The sequence below is a fragment of the Marinobacter sp. SS21 genome (genome assembly GCF_028369065.1).
GTDB lineage: Bacteria > Pseudomonadota > Gammaproteobacteria > Pseudomonadales > Oleiphilaceae > Marinobacter.
This window is the reverse complement of sequence record NZ_JAQNDA010000003.1, coordinates 230,388-249,542: the sequence shown is the minus strand read 5'-3', so window position 1 is coordinate 249,542 and position 19,155 is coordinate 230,388. Positions and strand designations below refer to the sequence as shown.

Annotated in this window: 20 protein-coding genes; 12 read left to right on the top strand and 8 right to left on the bottom strand. The window is 59.6% G+C overall.

Annotated features, from left to right (window positions below):
* Nucleotides 1–26: 26 nt before the first annotated feature.
* The 6 genes from trxB to N6L25_RS05565 form a co-directional block, all read right to left on the bottom strand.
* Complete coding sequence (gene trxB / locus N6L25_RS05590) at nt 27–980, bottom strand: thioredoxin-disulfide reductase (protein ID WP_271978759.1); 954 nt, start codon at nt 978–980, stop codon at nt 27–29.
* A gap of 179 nt (nt 981–1,159) precedes the next feature.
* Nucleotides 1,160–2,071, bottom strand: a complete 912-nt coding sequence (locus N6L25_RS05585) for an AAA family ATPase (protein WP_271978757.1) — start codon at nt 2,069–2,071, stop codon at nt 1,160–1,162.
* A gap of 7 nt (nt 2,072–2,078) precedes the next feature.
* On the bottom strand, nt 2,079–2,996 hold the full coding sequence (locus N6L25_RS05580; protein WP_271978755.1) for a carbon-nitrogen hydrolase: 918 nt from the start codon (nt 2,994–2,996) through the stop codon (nt 2,079–2,081).
* Between the two features lie 7 nt (nt 2,997–3,003).
* Complete coding sequence (locus N6L25_RS05575) at nt 3,004–3,993, bottom strand: agmatine deiminase family protein (RefSeq protein WP_442915208.1); 990 nt, start codon at nt 3,991–3,993, stop codon at nt 3,004–3,006.
* 168 nt (nt 3,994–4,161) lie between these two features.
* Nucleotides 4,162–4,467 carry a hypothetical protein gene (locus N6L25_RS05570; protein ID WP_271978753.1) on the bottom strand — a complete coding sequence of 102 codons (306 nt, stop codon included), beginning with the start codon at nt 4,465–4,467 and terminating at the stop codon, nt 4,162–4,164.
* A gap of 48 nt (nt 4,468–4,515) precedes the next feature.
* On the bottom strand, nt 4,516–5,091 hold the full coding sequence (locus N6L25_RS05565) for a PilZ domain-containing protein (protein WP_271978752.1): 576 nt from the start codon (nt 5,089–5,091) through the stop codon (nt 4,516–4,518).
* A 106-nt stretch (nt 5,092–5,197) separates the two neighbouring features.
* On the opposite strand from N6L25_RS05565, the gene N6L25_RS05560 reads away from it, so the two are divergent.
* Together N6L25_RS05560 and N6L25_RS05555 are read left to right on the top strand one after the other, a co-directional pair.
* Nucleotides 5,198–6,439: a lipoprotein-releasing ABC transporter permease subunit gene (locus tag N6L25_RS05560; RefSeq protein WP_271978750.1), complete on the top strand. Its 1,242-nt coding sequence runs from the start codon at nt 5,198–5,200 to the stop codon at nt 6,437–6,439.
* Nucleotides 6,432–7,151 carry an ABC transporter ATP-binding protein gene (locus N6L25_RS05555; RefSeq protein ID WP_271978748.1) on the top strand — a complete coding sequence of 240 codons (720 nt, stop codon included), beginning with the start codon at nt 6,432–6,434 and terminating at the stop codon, nt 7,149–7,151. The genes N6L25_RS05560 and N6L25_RS05555 overlap by 8 nt, the downstream gene beginning before the upstream one ends.
* 9 nt (nt 7,152–7,160) lie before the next feature.
* On the opposite strand, the gene N6L25_RS05550 is transcribed toward N6L25_RS05555, so the two are convergent.
* Nucleotides 7,161–7,688 carry a DUF2062 domain-containing protein gene (locus N6L25_RS05550; protein ID WP_271978746.1) on the bottom strand — a complete coding sequence of 176 codons (528 nt, stop codon included), beginning with the start codon at nt 7,686–7,688 and terminating at the stop codon, nt 7,161–7,163.
* 195 nt (nt 7,689–7,883) lie between these two features.
* Between N6L25_RS05550 and N6L25_RS05545 the strand changes: the two genes are divergently transcribed.
* The 9 genes from N6L25_RS05545 to murB all read left to right on the top strand — a co-directional run bounded on the left by N6L25_RS05545 (nt 7,884) and on the right by murB (nt 16,748).
* Nucleotides 7,884–10,295, top strand: coding sequence for a DNA internalization-related competence protein ComEC/Rec2 (locus N6L25_RS05545; RefSeq protein ID WP_334312384.1), 2,412 nt, complete (start codon nt 7,884–7,886; stop codon nt 10,293–10,295).
* A gap of 72 nt (nt 10,296–10,367) precedes the next feature.
* Nucleotides 10,368–10,994, top strand: coding sequence for a MotA/TolQ/ExbB proton channel family protein (locus tag N6L25_RS05540; RefSeq protein WP_271978744.1), 627 nt, complete (start codon nt 10,368–10,370; stop codon nt 10,992–10,994).
* Nucleotides 10,995–10,999: 5 nt separating this feature from the next.
* Entirely contained in the window at nt 11,000–11,422 is a 423-nt protein-coding gene (locus N6L25_RS05535) for an ExbD/TolR family protein (protein WP_271978742.1), read from the top strand.
* Nucleotides 11,409–13,184, top strand: a complete 1,776-nt coding sequence (gene msbA / locus N6L25_RS05530; RefSeq protein WP_271978740.1) for a lipid A export permease/ATP-binding protein MsbA — start codon at nt 11,409–11,411, stop codon at nt 13,182–13,184. Before N6L25_RS05535 ends, msbA begins: the two co-directional genes overlap by 14 nt.
* On the top strand, nt 13,181–14,209 hold the full coding sequence (gene lpxK / locus N6L25_RS05525) for a tetraacyldisaccharide 4'-kinase (protein ID WP_271978738.1): 1,029 nt from the start codon (nt 13,181–13,183) through the stop codon (nt 14,207–14,209). The genes msbA and lpxK overlap by 4 nt, the downstream gene beginning before the upstream one ends.
* A gap of 2 nt (nt 14,210–14,211) precedes the next feature.
* Nucleotides 14,212–14,400: a Trm112 family protein gene (locus N6L25_RS05520; RefSeq protein ID WP_271978736.1), complete on the top strand. Its 189-nt coding sequence runs from the start codon at nt 14,212–14,214 to the stop codon at nt 14,398–14,400.
* Nucleotides 14,401–14,438: 38 nt separating this feature from the next.
* Nucleotides 14,439–15,209 (top strand): 3-deoxy-manno-octulosonate cytidylyltransferase, encoded by a 771-nt coding sequence (gene kdsB / locus N6L25_RS05515; RefSeq protein WP_271978734.1) that lies wholly within the window; start codon nt 14,439–14,441, stop codon nt 15,207–15,209.
* 16 nt (nt 15,210–15,225) lie between these two features.
* Entirely contained in the window at nt 15,226–15,708 is a 483-nt protein-coding gene (locus N6L25_RS05510) for a low molecular weight protein-tyrosine-phosphatase (RefSeq protein WP_271978732.1), read from the top strand.
* Nucleotides 15,705–16,748 carry a UDP-N-acetylmuramate dehydrogenase gene (murB, locus tag N6L25_RS05505; RefSeq protein ID WP_271978730.1) on the top strand — a complete coding sequence of 348 codons (1,044 nt, stop codon included), beginning with the start codon at nt 15,705–15,707 and terminating at the stop codon, nt 16,746–16,748. Before N6L25_RS05510 ends, murB begins: the two co-directional genes overlap by 4 nt.
* A 93-nt stretch (nt 16,749–16,841) precedes the next feature.
* Here murB and N6L25_RS05500 read toward each other — a convergent pair whose 3' ends face one another.
* The gene (locus N6L25_RS05500; RefSeq protein WP_271978728.1) at nt 16,842–18,578 is read right to left on the bottom strand and encodes a proline--tRNA ligase; all 1,737 of its coding nucleotides are present in this window, start codon (nt 18,576–18,578) and stop codon (nt 16,842–16,844) included.
* A 155-nt stretch (nt 18,579–18,733) separates the two neighbouring features.
* Here N6L25_RS05500 and N6L25_RS05495 point away from each other — a divergent pair, with 155 nt between their 5' ends.
* Nucleotides 18,734–19,147 carry a PaaI family thioesterase gene (locus N6L25_RS05495; protein ID WP_271978951.1) on the top strand — a complete coding sequence of 138 codons (414 nt, stop codon included), beginning with the start codon at nt 18,734–18,736 and terminating at the stop codon, nt 19,145–19,147.
* The last annotated feature ends 8 nt before the right edge of the window (nt 19,148–19,155 follow it).

Genomic DNA, 19,155 nt, shown 5'->3' with positions numbered 1-19,155 from the left:
GCCCCTTAAGCTCAGTGTAGCCGCGGTCAGTCCTGTTGATCCAGGAAACGTTCGGCGTCCAGTGCCGCCATGCAGCCGAAGCCGGCGGAGGTTACGGCCTGACGGTAGACGTGGTCAGCCACGTCACCTGCTGCGAACACGCCGGAGACGCTGGTTTCGGTGGCCATGCCGTTGAGGCCGGAGCGGATCTGCACATAGCCGTTTTTCATCTCCAGCTGACCCTCGAACAGATCAGTGTTCGGCTTGTGGCCGATGGCGATGAACACGCCCGCAAGATCGATTTCCTGCGTGCTGTCGTCCTTGGTGCTCTTGATCCGCATACCGGTTACGCCAGTCTCGTCACCCAGGACCTCGTCCAGGGTGTGATCCCAGACGATGCGAATGTTGCCATTTTCCGCCTTCTCGAACAGCTTGTCCTGAAGGATCTTCTCGGCCCGGAGCTTGTCGCGGCGATGAACCAGGGTGACTTCCTCGGCAATGTTGGACAGATACAGGGCTTCTTCAACCGCGGTATTGCCGCCGCCGAGCACCGCAACTTTTTGCTTGCGATAGAAGAAACCGTCGCAGGTCGCACAGGCGGACACGCCCTTGCCCTTGAACGCTTCTTCCGAGTCCAGTCCGAGGTACATGGCGGACGCGCCGGTGGCGATGATCAAGGCGTCGCAGGTGTATTCGCCGTGATCGCCCTTGAGACGGAAGGGACGGCTTTGCACGTCGGCTTCGTTAATGAAGTCGTAAACAATGTTGGTTTCAAAGCGTTCGGCATGCTTGAGCATGCGCTGCATCAGTTCCGGGCCCTGAACGCCGTCGTTATCGCCTGGCCAGTTATCGACGTCGGTGGTGGTGGTGAGCTGACCGCCCACCTCGATACCGGTAATCAGGGTCGGGTTCAGGTTGGCGCGGGCGGCATAGACCGCAGCGCTATAGCCGGCGGGGCCTGAGCCCAGGATGATCAGTCGGGAATGCTTGCTTTCACTCATTGCACTTCTCTCGATTCAAGTCGGTGTCTGTAACCTGGAAGCGGAGCTCGGGCGCCGCTCGGAATAGGGTATTTTTAACTGGAGGTGGTGAAGCCTATCACGACCAGCACGGCTTCTCATTTGATTTGATTAATGCCGATGATAAATCCTGGCTATGTGAGCCGGAATATCCGGTCTCTCTACTCTATGACCGATACTGAACTGAGCAATTGCCGAACGCGATCCGTACTTTTACTGGATTCACCCTGTTCCAGACGATGACCGGCGACGGCCGGAAAAACCGCCTGAATGTCGTCCGGGAGTACGTGGTGGCGGCCATTCATCAACGCCCAGGCCTTCGCCGCCCTGACCAGTCCCAATCCTGCTCGGGGCGACAGGCCATAGAGCAAGCCTGGCATGCGCCGGCTCTGTTCCAGCAAGCGCTGAACATAGTCCAGCAGTGGCGGGCTGGTGCTGACGCGGTCCACGCCGTCCTGGAGCGTCGCCAGGTTCTGTTCGGATAGTTGCGGTAGCATCTGTTCCGTCAGCACGCGGCGGTCTTCCCCTTCAAGCAGTTCCCGCTCCGCCCGGGGATCGGGATAGCCCAGCTGCAGGCGCATCAGAAATCGGTCGAGTTGAGACTCGGGCAGGGGGAAAGTGCCTCCTTGCTCGACCGGGTTCTGGGTGGCAATGACAAAAAAGGGCAGTGGCAGAGGGCGGGTCTCGCCCTCGATCGACACCTGGCGTTCTTCCATGGCCTCCAGCAGGGCGCTTTGAGTGCGGGGGGAGGCCCGGTTAATTTCGTCAGCCAGCACCACCTGGGCAAAGATGGGGCCTTGGTGGAACACCAGGGCGCCCGCTTCCTTGTCGTACATGGAAAACCCAAGCACATCCGCCGGGAGCAGGTCATTGGTGAACTGGATACGTTGGTAGCTCAGCCCCATCACCTTGGCGAGTGCGTGCGACAGGGTGGTCTTGCCCATGCCTGGAATATCTTCGATCAGCAAGTGGCCGCGGGCGAGCAGTCCGCAGACGGCCAGTCGTACCTGTTGCTCCTTGCCGAGCAGGATGGTGTTGAGCTGGTCGACGACGCCGTCAATCAGTTTCTTCATTGGTTGGTCAGTCCCGTACCCGCTTCATAATGTCGCCGTAGGCCTCAATGCGTCGATCCCGAAGGTAGGGCCAGATTCGGCGTACTGCTTCGCTACGCCGGGTGTCTATGTCGACGGTGAGTACGGCTTCGCCCTGGTGGTTGGCGCGTGCGAGGAACTCACCCTGGGGGCCGCAGACAAAGCTGTTGCCCCAGAAGCGAATGCCCTCGCCCTGGCCGCTGGGATCGGGCTCAGTACCGATACGGTTCGGTGCAATGACCGGAAGGTTGTTGGCGACGGCGTGCCCGCGCTGTACGGTCACCCAGGCGTCCAGCTGGCGGGCTCTTTCGTCCTCTGGGTCGGTCATGTCCCAACCGATGGCGGTGGGGTAGATCAGCAGTTCGGCACCCGCCAGTGCCATGAGTCGGGCCGCTTCCGGGTACCACTGATCCCAGCAGACCAGCACGCCGAGCTTGCCGACCGAGGTCTGGATCGGGGTGAAGCCGCTGGAGCCGTCGTTACGGGTGGCGTCACCGGGGGTGAAGTAGAACTTCTCGTAGAACCCGGGATCGTCGGGAATATGCATTTTGCGATACAGGCCCGCGAGGCTGCCGTCAGAATCGAAGACCACTGCTGTGTTGTGGTAAACCCCATTCATCCGACGCTCGAAAATCGAGCCAACCAGTACGATACCAAGCTCTCTGGCCAGCGCCGCCAGCCGTTCGCTGCTGGGACCCGGAATGGGCTCGGCCAGTTCGAAGATGGCGGTGTCCTCGGACTGGCAGAAATACAGCGTAGCGTGCAGTTCCTGCAGAACCACCAGTTGGGCGCCTTCTTTCGCGGCCTGTCGTACCAGCCGTTCGCTGGTGGCCAGGCTTTGCTGTTTGTCAGCGCTGCAGGCCTGCTGTACGGCAGCGACCCGCAATTGGGAAGAAGCAGTGGTCAAGATCGTGTTACTCCGAGGGAATTTGCATGGTCACGCAATGCAGGCTGCCATGTTGCTTGATCAGGGCGCGACAGTTGATCGGGATGATTTCCCGTTCAGGGAACAGGCCGGCCAATATCTCGATGGCTTCGCCATCCTGGGGTACGTCGTAGATCGGCAGCAGGATGGCCTGATTGATGATCAGGAAATTGGCGTAGGTGGCTGGCAGCCGTTCGCCGTCATCATCGTAGATGGCTTCCGGCCAGGGAAGTGGCGTTAGCTGGAAAGGCCGACCATTCGCCTGCTGGAACTGCTCCAGCTCTTCTTTCATGGCGTTGAGGGCGGGGTAGTGCTCATCGCCTGGGTCCGGGCAGCTAACGTAACAGATGCCGTCCGGCGCATAGAAGCGGGCCAGGGTGTCGATGTGGCTGTCGGTGTCGTCACCGGCCAAATAACCGTGATTGAGCCAGAGCACCCGCTTCGCACCTAGATGCTCGCCGAGGGCGGATTCGATATCTGCCCGGTCGAGGCTGGGGTTGCGGGTGGGGGTGAGGAGGCATTCACTGGTCGTCAGAATGGTACCTTCGCCATTGGACTCGATGGAGCCGCCCTCCAGTACCAGATTGACTGCCTGCAACGGTAACGCACCGAATCCGCCGGCATTGGCGAGGCGTTGGTTCAGTTGGTCGTCCTTGGCATGGGGGAATTTTCCGCCCCAGGCATTGAAGCTGAAATCCAGCAGCGCCAGGCCGTGGCGTCCCTTGACGGCGATCGGGCCGTGATCTCGGGCCCAGGTATCGTCGGCCGGAGCCGAAATGGTCGTGAGCCGTCCCGACAGTTCCTCTGCCTGGATGGCTTGTTGCAACGTGGATTCGACCCGAGCCAGTTGATCGGCGTCTTCGCAGCTGACGATCAGGTTCTGATATCTCAGAACGCTCCTGGCGATGTCAAAGAACACCGGCTCCACTTCGTCAAGGATGTCGCACCAGTCTGTACCGGCATGAGGCCAGGTGAGCATAACTGCCTGCTGTGGCGCCCACTCAGCAGGCATTAAGGATGTTGGGCTCAAATCGCAACCACCTTCATTAAGCAGTATTGGAGGGCTGACATTCTAACGGCTCCAGAGCCGTGCGTCAGGAGTTCCGGAACCGTTTTTTTGTTACGCTCGGAGCGGATTTGTAACGGCTCACCGTTTGGGTTTCATCACCGAATGAATGACGTGATCGTATTCGAAGTAAACCGTGAATTCCGGATAGTGCCACTGGGTAATCGGTGGCTCGCCAACCGGCCCGGAAATCTGTTGCGGATTGCCGTAGCTGTTCCGAACGGCAGCCTGACTCTGGCCGGTCCGGGGCAGGTTGGTGGCGCCGCGTTCGGCCTGAGTCATGACCGGAACCCGGACCTCTTCGGCGGCCACCGGGGTGGCCAGGGAGGCACTCAGCGCCAGGGCGCCGGCCAGGCCAATCAGTCCGGAAGTTAGCTGTTTGCTCATGGGGGCGATACTCCTGCAGTTTTTTGTGTTATTCGCTCTCGGGCGATTTTAATTTTTCTTGCGCTGCCGAACCTGCCATTTCATCACATGCCGCGCAATCTGTTGCCGGTCACTGTCGTGAATGGAGGTGAATTGCGTGCGGATGCGACTGCCGCCCTGGCGGTCGGGTATGGCATCGATCACTTCGGCCACCGCCTGCGGCCTGAACAGCTCGGGCGGCAGGGTCATTCTGACCGCCAGCTGATCGCCGGCCTGGTAGGCCGTGCCGGTGATGAAAAAGGCGATGCCTCCTTCGCTAAGAGTAACATCTTGCCATTGCTCCTGTTGCAACGGATTTTGTTCAAAGGCCATAATGCGCGCCAGCGTATCGAGCTTCCCATTCAGGGATTTGATCAGGGTAGTCAGCAATCGATCTTGTTCGGCAAGACTGGCCAGGTGAAGCCGAATGTCCTGGTCCAGTCGTCGCAGTTCGTCCCTGAGGCCGTTCAGGTGCCCTTCATTGAACGGGTCGTTGAGGCCGGAATGTCCAGGCTCCAACTTCCGAATCTCCAGACCGATTCGGTCTTGAATGCGGAAATAGTCTCGTCGGTCAGGTAGTGACCCGTTGGACGGGGCTTCAGCCATGATCGCTCCACGTTTTTTGTTATGTTACACAAGTTTAGCAGCTTCCGCCCGGACTGTGAGCCGACAGCGGGCTAAACCCAATCAAGGTGTAAACAGGCTCCGCCACATGTTCAGACCACTGTCACTTTATATCGGGTTGCGGTACACCGCAGCCAAACGTCGAAATCATTTCATCTCCTTTATTTCCATGACCTCGATGATCGGTCTGATGCTGGGGGTGGCGGTTCTGATTATCGTATTGTCCGTGATGAACGGATTCGATCGGGAATTGAAACAGCGGATTCTGGGCATGGTTCCCCATGCTGTTATCCGCGGCGACGATGTGCTTAGCAACTGGCAAGCGGTGGACGCGTCGGTAAGTGGACACCCTGAGGTTCGGGCCGCGGCTCCGTTCATCCAGGGCCAGGGCATGATTACCGGCGGCGGCAACGTACGGGGGGTTCTGCTGAACGGTATTTTGCCCGAGGAAGAGCGCCAGGTGTCCATCATCGAGAATCATATGGTGGAAGGTGCCCTGGACGACCTTCGCAGCGGTGAGTTCGGCATTATCATCGGCCGGTTGATGGCGGCCAGTTTGAGGTTGCAGGTGGGGGATAAAGTGACGGTTGTGTTGCCGGAAGCCTCAGTCACGCCAGCGGGTGTGTTGCCCCGTCTCAAGCGCTTCACCGTGAAGGGGGTGTTCAGTGTCGGCGCCGAGCTGGATGGCAACTACACCTTGATCCACATGGATGACGCCGCCAAATTGATGCGGACCAATGGCCTGGCCCACGGCGTGCGCCTGCTGGTGGACGATCTGTTTCGGGCGCCCCGGGTGGCCGAGGAAGCCGCCATGGCTCTGGGAGGGCGTTTTTTCGTTTCCGACTGGACTCGTACCCACGGCAACCTGTTCCAGGCGATCCGTATGGAAAAAACGATGATTGGCCTGTTGCTGATGTTCATCGTGGCGGTGGCCGCGTTCAACATCGTATCCACGCTGGTCATGGTGGTCACCGATAAAACGTCCGATATCGCGATCCTTCGCACCATGGGGGCAACCCCCGGACGCATCATGCGGATCTTCATCGTACAGGGGGCGGTCATCGGCATGGTCGGTACCGTGGTCGGCACCTTGCTGGGTGTGGTTGGGGCCTACAACATCAGTGACTTTATCGGCTGGGTCGAGCGCCTGATGGGGCATCAGTTCCTCAACGCCGATGTGTATTTCATCAGCTATTTGCCGTCCCAGTTACAGTGGGTCGACGTTGGCATCATCAGCGGTGCCGGCTTGCTGATGAGCTTGCTGGCGACCATCTATCCGGCCTGGCGTGCGTCCCGGGTCGATCCTGCGGAGGCCCTGCGATATGAATAATCAACGACAGGACGCGGTGCCGGGTGTGCCGGTTATTTGCTGCTCCGGGGTGACCCGTACCTACAAAGAAGGGCCCACCGAGCTGACGATCTTTTCCGACATTTCGCTGACGGTATCACCCGGAGAGACCGTTGCCATTGTTGGCAGCAGTGGCGCGGGTAAAACGACATTACTGAACCTGTTGGGGGGGCTGGACCGGCCCTCGTCCGGTCACATCGAGATTTGCGGCCGGGACATTCACCGTATGAGCGAAGCCGGTCGGGCGCGTTTTCGCAACCGACATCTGGGGTTCGTCTACCAGTTCCACCATTTGCTGCCAGAATTCAGTGCCCTGGAAAACGTGATGATGCCCTGTGCGCTCGGCGGCATGTCAGCCCAACCCGCTGCGGACAAGGCTCGCGAGTTGTTGGCTCGGGTCGGTTTGGATCAGCGCCTGGCGCACAAGCCAGGCGAGCTTTCCGGGGGCGAGCGGCAGCGGGTGGCGATAGCCCGGGCGCTGGTCAATGAGCCCGAGTGCGTCCTGATGGACGAGCCAACCGGCAATCTGGATGAGCACACCGGCGACAGCGTGCGTCAACTGATTGAGTCGCTGCGGGACCAGCTGGGTATTGCATTTGTCATGGTCACCCACGACCTGAAAATGGCGAACAGCCTAGGGCGGGTGTTGCGGCTGGAGCAAGGGCGGTTGGAGACGGTAGCCTCTGCCGGATGAGGGCAGCGGTCAGCCTTCGCGCTGGCATCGTCTCAGCTGTCGTTCACGCCAGTGGGCGCGGACTCTTCGCCGCCACAGGTACTGGATGAACAGATAGCAGAGGCAGCTGGCCAGGGTCGCCACAATCAGGGAGCCGAAATACAGCGGAATGCCGATCTCCACCAGGCTTTCGCTGATCCAGCCCCAGGACAGCTCGAACTGAAAGTGCATCACCGGCCGGTCCAGCAGCCAGGCACCCACCTTATAGTTGAAATAAAACAGCGGTGGCATGGTGAGCGGGTTGCTGATCCAGACCAGCACCACTGACAACGGCAGGTTGGCGTTGAACCAAATGGCGCAGAACGCGGCGGCAACCATTTGAAACGGCATTGGAATCAAGCAGAAGAAGATTCCGATCAGGATCGCGCGGGCGACACAATGGCGGTTGATGTGCCACAGGTTGGGTTCGTGAAGGATATCACCCAGAAAGTGCAGCGCCTGGATGGAGCGGACTCTATCCGGCGTGGGCAGGTATCGTTTCATGAACTGCTTCGGCATTGGAAGTTCTGCCTGTTCCATTTACGGATATTGGGGTCCACTCAAGTATAGGAGCAGAACTCTTCAACTCTAGTGACTCGTCTGGTTAATTCGTTAACCGACTGCGTGACGCTGAGGCCTCATTGGCTCAGTAGGTTAACGAATTAACCAGACGGGACACCATGCATCGGACACGGATTGTCCGGGGATTCATACATGCGGGCAGGGATTACCGCTTTTTCATGCGGCGTTATATTACTGTATTGGCTCGACTTCATTCCACCTCTGATGTGGCTGGGAACGGGGTTTGTTGTGCTGCTGGTTGCATCCCGCATTTCCGCCATGCAAACCCTGCGCGGGGCTTTGTTGGTCATGGCGGCATTGATCGGCGGCCTTGGTTGGGCAGCCCTGGCCGCCGGAGACCGACTTGAACGATCCTTGCCTGTGGATCTGGAGGGACGGTTGCTGAAGGTTGAGGGCTATCTTTGTGATATTCCCTCGCCCGGAGTTTATAACAGTGTCCGGTTCAGCCTTTGCGTTGAACGCTGGCTGTCACTGGATGGCTCCGTCGCTGATCGATCCAGATTGCCTCGGAAGCTGCGATTGGCGTGGTATGGCGAAGAGGCCACCCTGATGCTGCCACATCGAATGCAAGCCCAGGTTGTGCTCAAACGCCCTCATGGATCGGTCAATCCGGTGGGTTTTCGTTACGAATCCTGGTTATTCCGCCACAACTATCGGGCGACGGGCACACTACGCCAAATCGACATCGTTGCAGATACCACCTGTGCGCCAGAGTGCCAGTACCACCGTATGCGCAATACGCTGGCGCACCGTCTCCATGCCACGCTCATGGCAGCCGACCACCACCCTCTGGCAGAAGCGTTAATGATCGGGTACCGGGGCTGGTTAACGCCGGACCACTGGCGGGTCTTCAAGGATACCGGCACGATTCACCTGGTTGCGATTTCAGGACTGCATTTAGGTCTAATCGCGGTGTTCGTTGGCATCGCGGTGCGCTGGGTATTGCGCTGGCTGCCCAGACACTGGTTGTCCCCGCACCGGCAACGGCTGGTTCTGGTGGGGGTGGTATTGCTGGTCAGCTTGGCTTTTGCCCTGCTGGCAGGGTTTACGGTGCCGACCCGGCGAGCGCTGGCGATGGTGGCGGTGGCCAGTTGGCTGGCACTTCGGGCGCGTCAGGTCAGCGCCTGGTCTGGATGGTTGCTGGCCTTGACGCTGGTACTGGTGTTTGATCCCTTCGCGCCGATGGACCAGGGCTTCTGGTTGTCATTCCTGGCGGTGGCCATCCTGATTCTGGCCTTTGCTCGACGCTTGCGGCCGGCATCCTGGCTGGGCGCGCTGGTGATTGCCCAATTTGCGGTGTTCGCCGGGCTGTGGCCGGTGCTTGCGTGGTCGGGACAGGCGACGTCACCGGTCAGCGGCTTGGCCAACCTGGTGGCCATTCCCTGGTTGTCCCTTGTCGTGATGCCGGTACTGCTGGTGGGCGGCTGCGTGTTGGCCATTGCGCCGGGCCTGAGCGGCTGGGTTGGAGGTCTGTTCGACCTGGTGTTGGGCCTGCTCTGGCATTGGTTGGCCGGACTGTCGGCCTTGCCGGTCAGTGACTTGGGCGGTGGTGCTGTGTTGGCAGCGCTGGTGGCATTGGCCGTGCTGCTATGCCTCGTGCTACCGGATCGGCGAGTCCGTCTGGCAACAGCGACAGCGGTGTTGGTCTGGTTTGTCGTGGGGGTGACGCTGGAGTCCTCGCAACCCCTTGCCAATGAGTACGTCAGCCAACCGGAAATTTGGTTCTGGGACGTCGGGCAGGGCACATCGGTCCTGCTTCGTCACGAGCGATCCGTCTTGCTCTACGATACCGGACCAGAGTCGCCGTCGGGCCATTCGGCGGTGGCTGGCGTGATATTGCCCAATCTTCAGCGACTGGGGGTTAAAACGCTGGATCATTTGGTGATCAGTCACGGTGACAGCGATCACGCCGGCGGCCTCCCGATGTTGTTCACGGCCTTGCCGGTTGATCGTGTGGTGAGTGGTGAGCCCGAGCGTGTGTCATCGCTTTGGCGAGACGGACGCTCGCCGCCGGTATTGCCCTGCGAATCGGGACAGGTCTTCATGGTCGGTCAGTTGGAAGTTCGCCTCTGGCAATACCAACCGCCAGACGGGCGGCCTCCCGCTGGGAATGACGCGTCTTGCGTCCTGGCGGCTCGATACGCCGGCACCGAAGTGATCTTGCCGGGCGATATCAGTCGCGACGTCGAGCATTCCTATCTGGTTGAACATGCCCTTTATCGTGCGCTTGACCCTCCGCAACGTGGCCAACGCCTTGTGCTGGCTCCGCACCACGGCAGCAAAACCTCGTCCGGACCGCGCTGGGTGGCGCAACTGCTGCCAGACTTGGTGGTTTTTAGCGCTGGGTATCGCCATCGCTTCGGTCATCCCCATGACCAGGTGGTCGACCGCTACCGGGCGGCGGGCAGCAAGAGTTATAACACGGCTTATTCCGGTGCCCTGCGTGTGGTGATTTCCGGTTTGGAGGTGGTGGTTGAGGAAAGCCGTTCAGCCGCTCCGTTCTGGGTCGATTCGACGGATGTGGTGAGCGGTCACGGACGGTGACATTCCGGGTGTGGCCTCCCTCCCCAGCTATGCTAAAGTAGCGCGGCTTGTAAACAAACAGGGAGACCAAGCGTGTTCGAGCTTTTGAAAGCTGGTGGCATCCTGATGGTGCCGATTGTTGCCTGTTCCATTCTCGCCCTCGCCATCATTCTTGAGCGATTCTGGACGCTGCGGGCGTCCCGCATCACCCCGGAACACACGATCAACGAGCTCTGGCGCTGGATCAAGAAGAAAGAGCTGAACAGCCGAAAGCTCAAAGCGTTGCAGGGGTCTTCTCCTCTTGGCCGAATTCTGGCCAGTGGCTTGATGAACGCCAAGCATGGCCGTGAAATCATGAAGGAGAGCATCGAGCATGAGGCCAGTCAGGTGATCCATGACCTGGAGCGCTTCCTCAACCCGCTTGGTACGGTGGCAACCATCACGCCATTGCTGGGGCTGCTCGGCACGGTGATCGGGATGATCAAGGTGTTCGCCGAGATTCAGCTGGCCGGGGTGGGCAACGCGGGTAACCTGGCCGGCGGTATTTCCGAAGCCTTGATCACGACCGCCGCCGGATTGAGCGTGGCCATTCCTTCGTTGATTTGTCATCGCTACTTCATTCGCCGGGTGGATGAACTGGTGGTTGGCATGGAGCAGGAAGCCATCAAGCTGGTGGAAGTTGTCCATGGTGACCGTGAAATCGACGTGGAAGGAGCCTGAGCGCCGTGAAATTCAAGCGCCAGAGGAGTCAGGAGGTCGGTGTAGACCTGACGCCGCTGATTGATGTGGTGTTTCTGCTACTTATATTCTTTATGGTTTCCACGACCTTCACCCGGGAAAGTCACCTTCAGGTGGATTTGCCGGAAGCCGATGGCGAGGTGGCCGAAACCGAGATCCGTCAGATAGATGTGGTCATCAATGCCCAGGGCCAGTATCGGGTCAACGAACGCACGCTGGTGAACAACCGTCTGGAAACCCTGGAGCGGGCGATTCGTGAATTGGCAAATGGTGACACCAGCTTGCCGTTCATTATTACTGCCGATGCCAACACACCCCACCAGTTTGTGGTCCGCGCGATGGACGTTGCCGGCCGCCTGGGATTCGCCAAACTAAGCATTACAACCGAGCGCAGCAGTGAAGAACCTTGACCCAAACCTGGTCCTAGCCCAGACGCCTGCAAGCAACTGGCAGACCTATAAGCGATTGCTGTCCTATGTCCGTCCGTTCTGGGTGGCCTTTTCGTTGGCGGTGGTGGGGAATGTCATCTACGCCGCCGCATCCACAGGCATGGCTGCGGCCATGGAGTACGTTATTGAAGCCATCGAGAACCCAACCGACCAGAACCGTCTGCTGTTAACGGCGTTAATTGTTGGGATCTTCGCGTTCCGTGGCGTCGGTACGTTTATGAGTCAGTATTTTATCAGTTACGTTGGTCGTAATGTGATCAATGTGCTGAGAAATCAGGTGTTTGAGCGGCTGATGTCGCTCCCTTCCCGCTACTTTGACGACAACGCCTCCGGGCGTCTGGTGTCGAAGCTGACGTTCAATGTTGAGCAGGTGGCGGATGCCACCACCAACGCGGTGACCATTACCCTGCGGGAAGGGTTGACCATCCTCGGCCTGCTGAGTTTCATGCTGTATACCAACTGGAAACTCACCGCGGTGTTCGTCATTGTCGGGCCGATTATCGGGCTGATCGTGAGCTATGTCAGCAAGCGGTTTCGCAAGCTCAGCAAACGCATCCAGAGTTCCATGGGCGACATCACCCACGTTGCCTCGGAGAGCATTTCCGGTTACCGGGTGGTTCGAACCTTTGGGGGCGAGGATTATGAGCGAGACCGCTTTCGCGCGGTCAGCCGGCGGAATCTGACTCAGAGCCTGAAAATGACCTCCACCCAGGCGATCAGCGTGCCGGTGATCCAGGTACTGGTGGCGCTCGCCATAGCGTCACTGGTTTGGTTGATGTTGGCGCCAGAGATCCGCGGCACCATGACGACCGGTGAACTGATCGCCTTTATCACCGCGGCAACGACCATGGCCAAGCCCATCCGCCAGGTAACCTCGGTGCATGCCAAGATCCAGAAAGGCGTGGCCGCTGCCCACGACGTGTTCAATACCATGGACGAGGAGCCCGAGGCGGATCATGGCACCTTTGCACCGGATCGGGTGCGGGGTGATATTCGATTCGACAACGTCAGTTTCCGCTACCGTGATCAGCTGGACGACGTGTTGAAGGGAATTAGTCTGGATATTCCGGCGGGACAGAGTGTGGCGCTGGTGGGACGATCCGGCAGTGGCAAATCCACGCTGGTGAGCTTGCTACCGCGTTTCTATGACCATACCGGCGGTTCGATCTGTATCGACGGCCACCCGCTCAACGATTTCGCCCTGGCTTCACTGCGTGGGCAGATCGCCCTGGTCACCCAGAATGTGGTGCTGTTCAACGACACCATCGCCGCGAACATTGCTTACGGCGCCTTGCGGGATTGCAGCCGGGAGGAGATCCGGGAGGCCGCCGCCAAGGCCCATGCCCTGGAGTTTATCGACCGGATGCCGGACGGTCTCGATACCGTCATCGGCGACAACGGTGTCATGCTGTCGGGCGGCCAGCGCCAGCGACTGGCGATTGCCCGGGCGCTACTGAAGAATGCACCTGTGCTGATTCTGGATGAGGCGACTTCCGCGTTGGATACCGAGTCGGAGCGTCATATCCAGGAGGCGCTGGAAACGGTCATGCAGGGCCGAACCACACTGGTGATTGCGCACCGCCTGTCAACCATCGAGAACGCCGATCGTATCGTGGTCATGGACGCCGGCAGCATCGTGGAATCCGGTACTCATGAGGAGCTGCTGGCCGCAGGGCGCGCCTACGCCCAGCTCCACCAGATGCAATTCAGCGAATCGGTATGACGGCACCGGTTGATCGCCTTTGGTACGGCTCTGGTCGGCCGTTATGGCCGTTGTGGCCGCTGGCCTGGCTGTTTCGTTGGATATCTGCGCGCCGCCGCCAGAAATTACTGACGGTCGCCGCGCCGTCGGAATTGCCGGTGCCCGTGGTGGTGGTAGGCAACATCACGGCGGGTGGTACCGGAAAGTCTCCCTTGACCGCCTGGCTGGTGACCGCACTGCGAGCACGAGGCTGGCGTCCGGTGATCCTGAGCCGGGGCTACGGCGGCCAGGCCGACAGCCACCCACTGCTGGTCAACGACGCTATCTCGGCGGAGCAAGCCGGTGATGAGCCAGTCATGCTATGGCAGCAGACCGGGTGTCCTGTGGTGGTCGATCCCAAGCGGTATCGAGGCGGTCATTGGGCGCTGCAACAGAGGCTGGGTGATATCCTGGTGTGCGACGACGGCCTGCAACACTACGCCCTGCCGCGTGACATCGAGCTGGCGGTGTTCGATGGTGCACGAGGGCTGGGTAATGGCGCTCCCATTCCGGTCGGGCCGTTGCGGGAACCCGCCAGTCGATTGAACTCGGTGGATTACGTCATCACCAATGGTGCTGAGCCGCTGGCGCTCAATCATCCGCATCAGTATTGCATGACCTTGACGCCTGGCCGGCTGCGCCATTTGCATTCCTCTGACCAGCATCCGCCAGGCTGGCTGCAGGGGCGTAAGGTACGGGCGGTGGCCGGTATCGGCAATCCCCAGCGATTTTTCGATACACTGATGGAGCTGGGGGCGAAGGTGCGTCCGCTGGGCTTGCCCGATCACCATCGGTTCAAGCCGTCCGATCTGACGCTGGAGCCGGATGAGGTGCTGGTGGTGACGGCCAAGGATGCGGTGAAGTGCGCGTCCCTGGCGCCTCAGGCTACCTGGGTCCTGGATGTGACCGCGGAGTTGCCGGATGCCTTTTTGACTTCGTTGTTGGCCCGGCTGTCTGGGCTGGGGTCCGAAAAGGGTGACTCTACTTTGAATGAGCTGCGAGATTAGATATGGATAAAAAACTGTTGGCAATGTTGGCTTGCCCAGTGTGCAAAGGCGACCTTATTTTCGATCAGGAGCGCCAGGAACTTATTTGTTACAACGACGCCATGGCATTCCCCGTTCGTGAGGGCATTCCGGTGATGCTGGCGGTCGAGGCTCGGACCCTGTCCACCGATGAACGGCTGGCCAAGCGTTGATTCTCGACGATGGTGACTTGATGAAACAGGAATAAGGTATGTCTTTTTCGGTTGTAATTCCGGCTCGTTATGCGTCTACCCGGCTTCCAGGTAAACCTTTGGCGGACATTGCCGGCAAGCCGATGATACAGCACGTTTACGATCGGGCCTCGGAGAGCGGAGCCTCCCGAATCGTGGTGGCGACGGACGATGAACGCATTCGCGCCGCCTGTGCCGACTTTGGCGCCGAGGTGGTGATGACGTCCCCGGACCATGCCAGTGGCACGGATCGCCTGGAAGAGGTTGCCCGAACGCTGGGATTTGCCGAGGACCACTGCATTGTAAATGTGCAGGGCGACGAGCCGCTGTTGCCAGCAGCGCTTATCGACCAGGTGGCGGCTAACCTGGTTCAGCATCCGGACGCCTCCATCGCCACGCTGTGCGAGGCCATTCTGGAGCCGGACGCGTTATTCAATCCCAATGTGGTCAAGGTGGTCTTCGATCATCGCGGCATGGCCCATTATTTCAGCCGCGCACCGATTCCCTGGGCGCGTGACGAGTGGTCCGCTGGTGCGGTGCCGGACAGGTTGCCCACCAGCATCGGCTATTACCGGCACATCGGGATTTATGGATATCGGGTCAAATTGTTGCAGGATTTTGTAACCTGGGCCCCGGCGCCCATTGAGGTGACCGAATCGCTGGAGCAGTTGAGGGCCTTGTTTAACGGCGCGCGCATACATGTTTCCCAAGCCTGCCAGCAGCCCCCGGCGGGGGTGGATACCGAGGCGGATCTGGAGCGGGTACGCCGGCTGTTCGCGAAGGACCTTTGAGTGAAGGGATACGGCGATGTCTGACAAGGTGCGAGTTCTGTTTGTCTGCCTGGGCAATATTTGCCGGTCGCCGACTGCTGAAGGTGTGTTTCAGCAAGCGGTGGATGCTGCGGGAATGCAGACCCTTATCGAGGTGGATTCCTGTGGCACCGGTTCCTGGCATGTGGGTAAGGCACCGGATAGCCGCGCAATCGAGGCGGCGCGTCGTCGGGGCATCGACATCAGCCATCTGCGTGCCCGCCAGTTCCAGCCGAACGATCTGACGCAATTCGATTACATTCTGGTGATGGACCGTCAGAATCTGGCCGACGTCAAAGACCTGTGGCATCGTGACGGTGGTACCGAGCCCAGGCTGTTCCTCGAATTCGCCAATACCAGTGGATCGTTGGAAGTCCCAGACCCGTACTTCGGTGGTGTCCAGGGATTTGAGCGGGTGTTGGACCTGATCGAGTCGGCCAGTCAGGGCCTCATTGCCACCATTAGGGAGAAGCAGGCGTGAAAAGCGGTCTGGTCGTGCAAGAGTCGGTCAGCCTGATGCCCAGGAACACGCTGCGGGTTGAGGTGATGGCGCGGTATTACACCAACGTCACCTCGGTGGAACAGCTGCGGCAGGCCCTGGCCTGGGCGGACGAGCGTGGCCTGGAAACGCTGATTCTGGGCGGCGGCAGCAATTTGGTCTTTGCCGACGATGTGGATGCCCTGGTCATCCACATGGCCATCGCTGGTTGTCATTGGGCAAATGCGGCAAATGGCGAGGCCACGCTTGTGCTTGGTGCCGGTGAGTGCTGGCATGAGGCGGTGCTTTATGCCGCCGCAGCCGGATACCGGGGCATTGAAAATCTGGCGCTGATTCCGGGCACCGCCGGTGCCGCTCCGATTCAGAATATCGGGGCCTATGGCGTCGAGTTGAGCGACACCCTGGTCAGTGTCACGGCGCTCGATAGCGAATCGCAGGATATAGTGAAGCTATCCAATGAAGCCTGCGAATTTGCCTATCGGGACAGTCTGTTCAAGCGCCAGCCCGGTCGCTACATCATTCTGGAGATCGCGATGCAGTTGTCCAGAACACGCTCGCTGGCGCTCGGTTATGGCGATTTGCAGCAGTATTTTTCCGGGCGGGAGCCCGCTCGTGCTCTAACTCCGGCGGACGTGGCGCAGGGGGTGATGGCCATCCGCCGCCGCAAACTCCCTGATCCCGCACAGTTGCCCAATGTCGGCAGTTTTTTCAAGAATGCCATCGTGCCGCAGGATACCTGGGAACAGCTCCGTGCCGATCATCCCGATATGGTGGCTTACCCCGCCGATCACAGCGTCAAGCTCGCCGCCGCCTGGCTGATCGATCAATGTGGCTGGAAAGGCTATCGCGAAGACAAGGTTGGAGTGCATAACCGACAGGCGCTGGTGCTGATCAACCACAACGGGGGCACAGGGGCAGACATCTTAGCCTTGGCGCGGCGAATCCGTGATGATGTGCAGGCGAGATTTGGCGTCGAGCTGGAAATGGAGCCCCGGGTCGTGCCGGCCGGGCTCGGGCTCTGACTGATCAGAATCTGACGTAGCTTGCGCAGACAAACTGCAAGCCCGGAACCGGACAGCGGCGATTCCGGGCTTGCGGTATGGACGAGCCTGAAGTTACAGGCCCGGTCTGGGCGAGGCGTTGACGATGAAAGGCAGCGCTTGCTCAAGCGGGATGTCCTGACGGTCGGCGTCACGCCGTCCCTTGTATTCCAGGGTTCCTGCGGTGAGCCCTCGGTCGGATACCACGAAACGATGGGGGATGCCGATCAGCTCCATGTCCGCGAATTTCACGCCGGGGCGTTCATTGCGATCATCCAGCAGTACGTCGTAGCCGGCCTGACGCAATTGGGTGTACAGGATTTCGGCGGCTTCCATCACGGCGGGAGATTTGTGCGCGTTCAGGGTGACGATCGCCACCTCGAACGGTGCTATGGCGTCTGGCCAAATGATGCCCTTGTCGTCGTGGTTCTGTTCAATGGAGGCGGCGACGATCCGGGAGACGCCGATCCCGTAACAGCCCATTTCAACGATGGCGGTCTTGCCATTCTCATCCAGAACGGTGGCGTTCATGGCCTGGCTGTATTTGTTGCCCAGCTTGAAGATGTGCCCGACTTCGATACCGCGACGAATCTCCAGCGTGCCTTGGCCATCCGGGCTGGCATCGCCCTCGACCACCTTACGCAGATCTTCGACGCGGGGCAGGGGGACATCACGTTCCCAGTTCACCCCAGTCAGGTGGTAGCCCTCCTTGTTTGCACCGCAGACAAAGTCCGCCAGGTGGGCCGCGCTGCGGTCAACGATGACCGGAACCGCCAAGCCTACGGGGCCGATAGAGCCCGGCTTGCAACCCACGACTTGCTCGATCTCTTCGTCGGTTGCCATGGTGAGCGGAGAGGCAACACCGGCCAGGTTTTCCGCCTTGATCTCGTTGAGGCTGTGGTCGCCCCTGAGAACCAGCGCCACCAGCCCGCCGTCGGTGTCCGGCTCTTCGGGTTCGGCCTTGACCAACAGGGTTTTTACGGTCTGTCGCGAGTCTAGCTTGAGGAACTCTGCGACGGCGTCAATGGTCCGCTGCTCGGGCGTGGCCACCTCCGCCATATCCTGGCTCGGTGCGGGCCGGGAGCCAGCGGGTGCGACGGCTTCGGCTTTCTCGATGTTGGCCGCGTAATCACTGTCGCTACTGAATACAATGTCGTCTTCGCCGGAAGAGGCCAGGACGTGGAATTCGTGGGAAGAGCTGCCGCCGATTGAGCCTGAATCAGCCTGCACTGGTCGATAGTCCAGGCCCAGGCGGTCGAAGATGGCGCAGTAGGTCTGGTGCATCAGTTTGTAGGTTTCGTCCAGGGAGGCCTTGTCGAGATGGAACGAGTAGGCGTCCTTCATCAGGAATTCCCGGGCACGCATGATGCCAAAGCGGGGACGGCGTTCGTCACGGAATTTGGTCTGGATCTGATAGAAGTTGGCCGGCAATTCCTTGTAGCTTTTGATCTCATTGCGGATGAGATCGGTAATGACTTCCTCGTGGGTTGGGCCAAAGCAGAAATCACGGCCGTGGCGATCGTTGAGCCGCAACAATTCACCGCCGTACTGCTCCCAACGGCCGGACTCCTGCCACAGCTCAGCGGGTTGCACCGCCGGCATCAAAACTTCTTGAGCGCCGCTCTTGTCCATCTCCTCACGAACAATGCGCTCCACCTTGCGCAGCACCCGAAGGCCCATGGGCAGCCAGGTGTACAATCCCGCCGCCAGTTTGCGGGTCAGGCCGGCCCGCAGCATCAACTGATGGCTGATGACTTCGGCATCTGCCGGGGTTTCTTTCAAGGTGGCAATGAGGTAGCGGCTTGCTCGCATCGTGTCTTCCGTAAGCAATTAAACGGTGAAAATGGTGCCCGCGCCGGATCGGGCCTGATCGGCTCTCCGGCCTGAGCTGCTTTATTTGTGGTTTCGCGGGGGTTATTGTACGGAGCCTGGGTATCAAGGTACAGATTTGAGGGGAGCGTATGAGTCTGACGGCAGCCGAAGTCGAGGAACTGATTCGGGCCGGCGTCCCGATGGCGGACGATTTGGGTTTTAAAGTCGATGAGGTTGGCCAGGGCTACGCCCACACACGGATCACTTTTACCGAGCGATTCATCAGGCCGGGTGGGACAATTTCCGGTCCGGTTCAGATGGCTTTGGCCGATGCGTCCATGTATGCCGCAGTTTTGGCCTCTTTGGGCAAGGTGGAAATGGCGGTAACCAGTAACCTTTCGATCAATTTCCTGCAGAAGCCGGCGCCGTGTGATCTGAAAGCCCAGGCGATTGTTCTGCGGTTGGGCCGACGTCTCGCATTTTGCGAAGTTAGGCTACTCTCAGGAGGAGAAGGAGACGAACAATTGGTAGCGCATGTGACAGGCAGTTACGCGCTACCGGCCACGTAATTTTAAAC

Coding starts and splice junctions, on each gene's coding strand:
- trxB (WP_271978759.1), bottom strand. CDS start 980: ATGAGTGAAAGCAAGCATTCCCGACTGATCATCCTGGGCTCAGGCCCC.
- N6L25_RS05585 (WP_271978757.1), bottom strand. CDS start 2,071: ATGAAGAAACTGATTGACGGCGTCGTCGACCAGCTCAACACCATCCTG.
- N6L25_RS05575 (WP_442915208.1), bottom strand. CDS start 3,993: ATGCTCACCTGGCCTCATGCCGGTACAGACTGGTGCGACATCCTTGAC.
- N6L25_RS05570 (WP_271978753.1), bottom strand. CDS start 4,467: ATGAGCAAACAGCTAACTTCCGGACTGATTGGCCTGGCCGGCGCCCTG.
- N6L25_RS05565 (WP_271978752.1), bottom strand. CDS start 5,091: ATGGCTGAAGCCCCGTCCAACGGGTCACTACCTGACCGACGAGACTAT.
- N6L25_RS05560 (WP_271978750.1), top strand. CDS start 5,198: ATGTTCAGACCACTGTCACTTTATATCGGGTTGCGGTACACCGCAGCC.
- N6L25_RS05555 (WP_271978748.1), top strand. CDS start 6,432: ATGAATAATCAACGACAGGACGCGGTGCCGGGTGTGCCGGTTATTTGC.
- N6L25_RS05550 (WP_271978746.1), bottom strand. CDS start 7,688: ATGCCGAAGCAGTTCATGAAACGATACCTGCCCACGCCGGATAGAGTC.
- N6L25_RS05545 (WP_334312384.1), top strand. CDS start 7,884: ATGCGGGCAGGGATTACCGCTTTTTCATGCGGCGTTATATTACTGTAT.
- lpxK (WP_271978738.1), top strand. CDS start 13,181: ATGACGGCACCGGTTGATCGCCTTTGGTACGGCTCTGGTCGGCCGTTA.
- N6L25_RS05520 (WP_271978736.1), top strand. CDS start 14,212: ATGGATAAAAAACTGTTGGCAATGTTGGCTTGCCCAGTGTGCAAAGGC.
- kdsB (WP_271978734.1), top strand. CDS start 14,439: ATGTCTTTTTCGGTTGTAATTCCGGCTCGTTATGCGTCTACCCGGCTT.
- N6L25_RS05510 (WP_271978732.1), top strand. CDS start 15,226: ATGTCTGACAAGGTGCGAGTTCTGTTTGTCTGCCTGGGCAATATTTGC.
- N6L25_RS05500 (WP_271978728.1), bottom strand. CDS start 18,578: ATGCGAGCAAGCCGCTACCTCATTGCCACCTTGAAAGAAACCCCGGCA.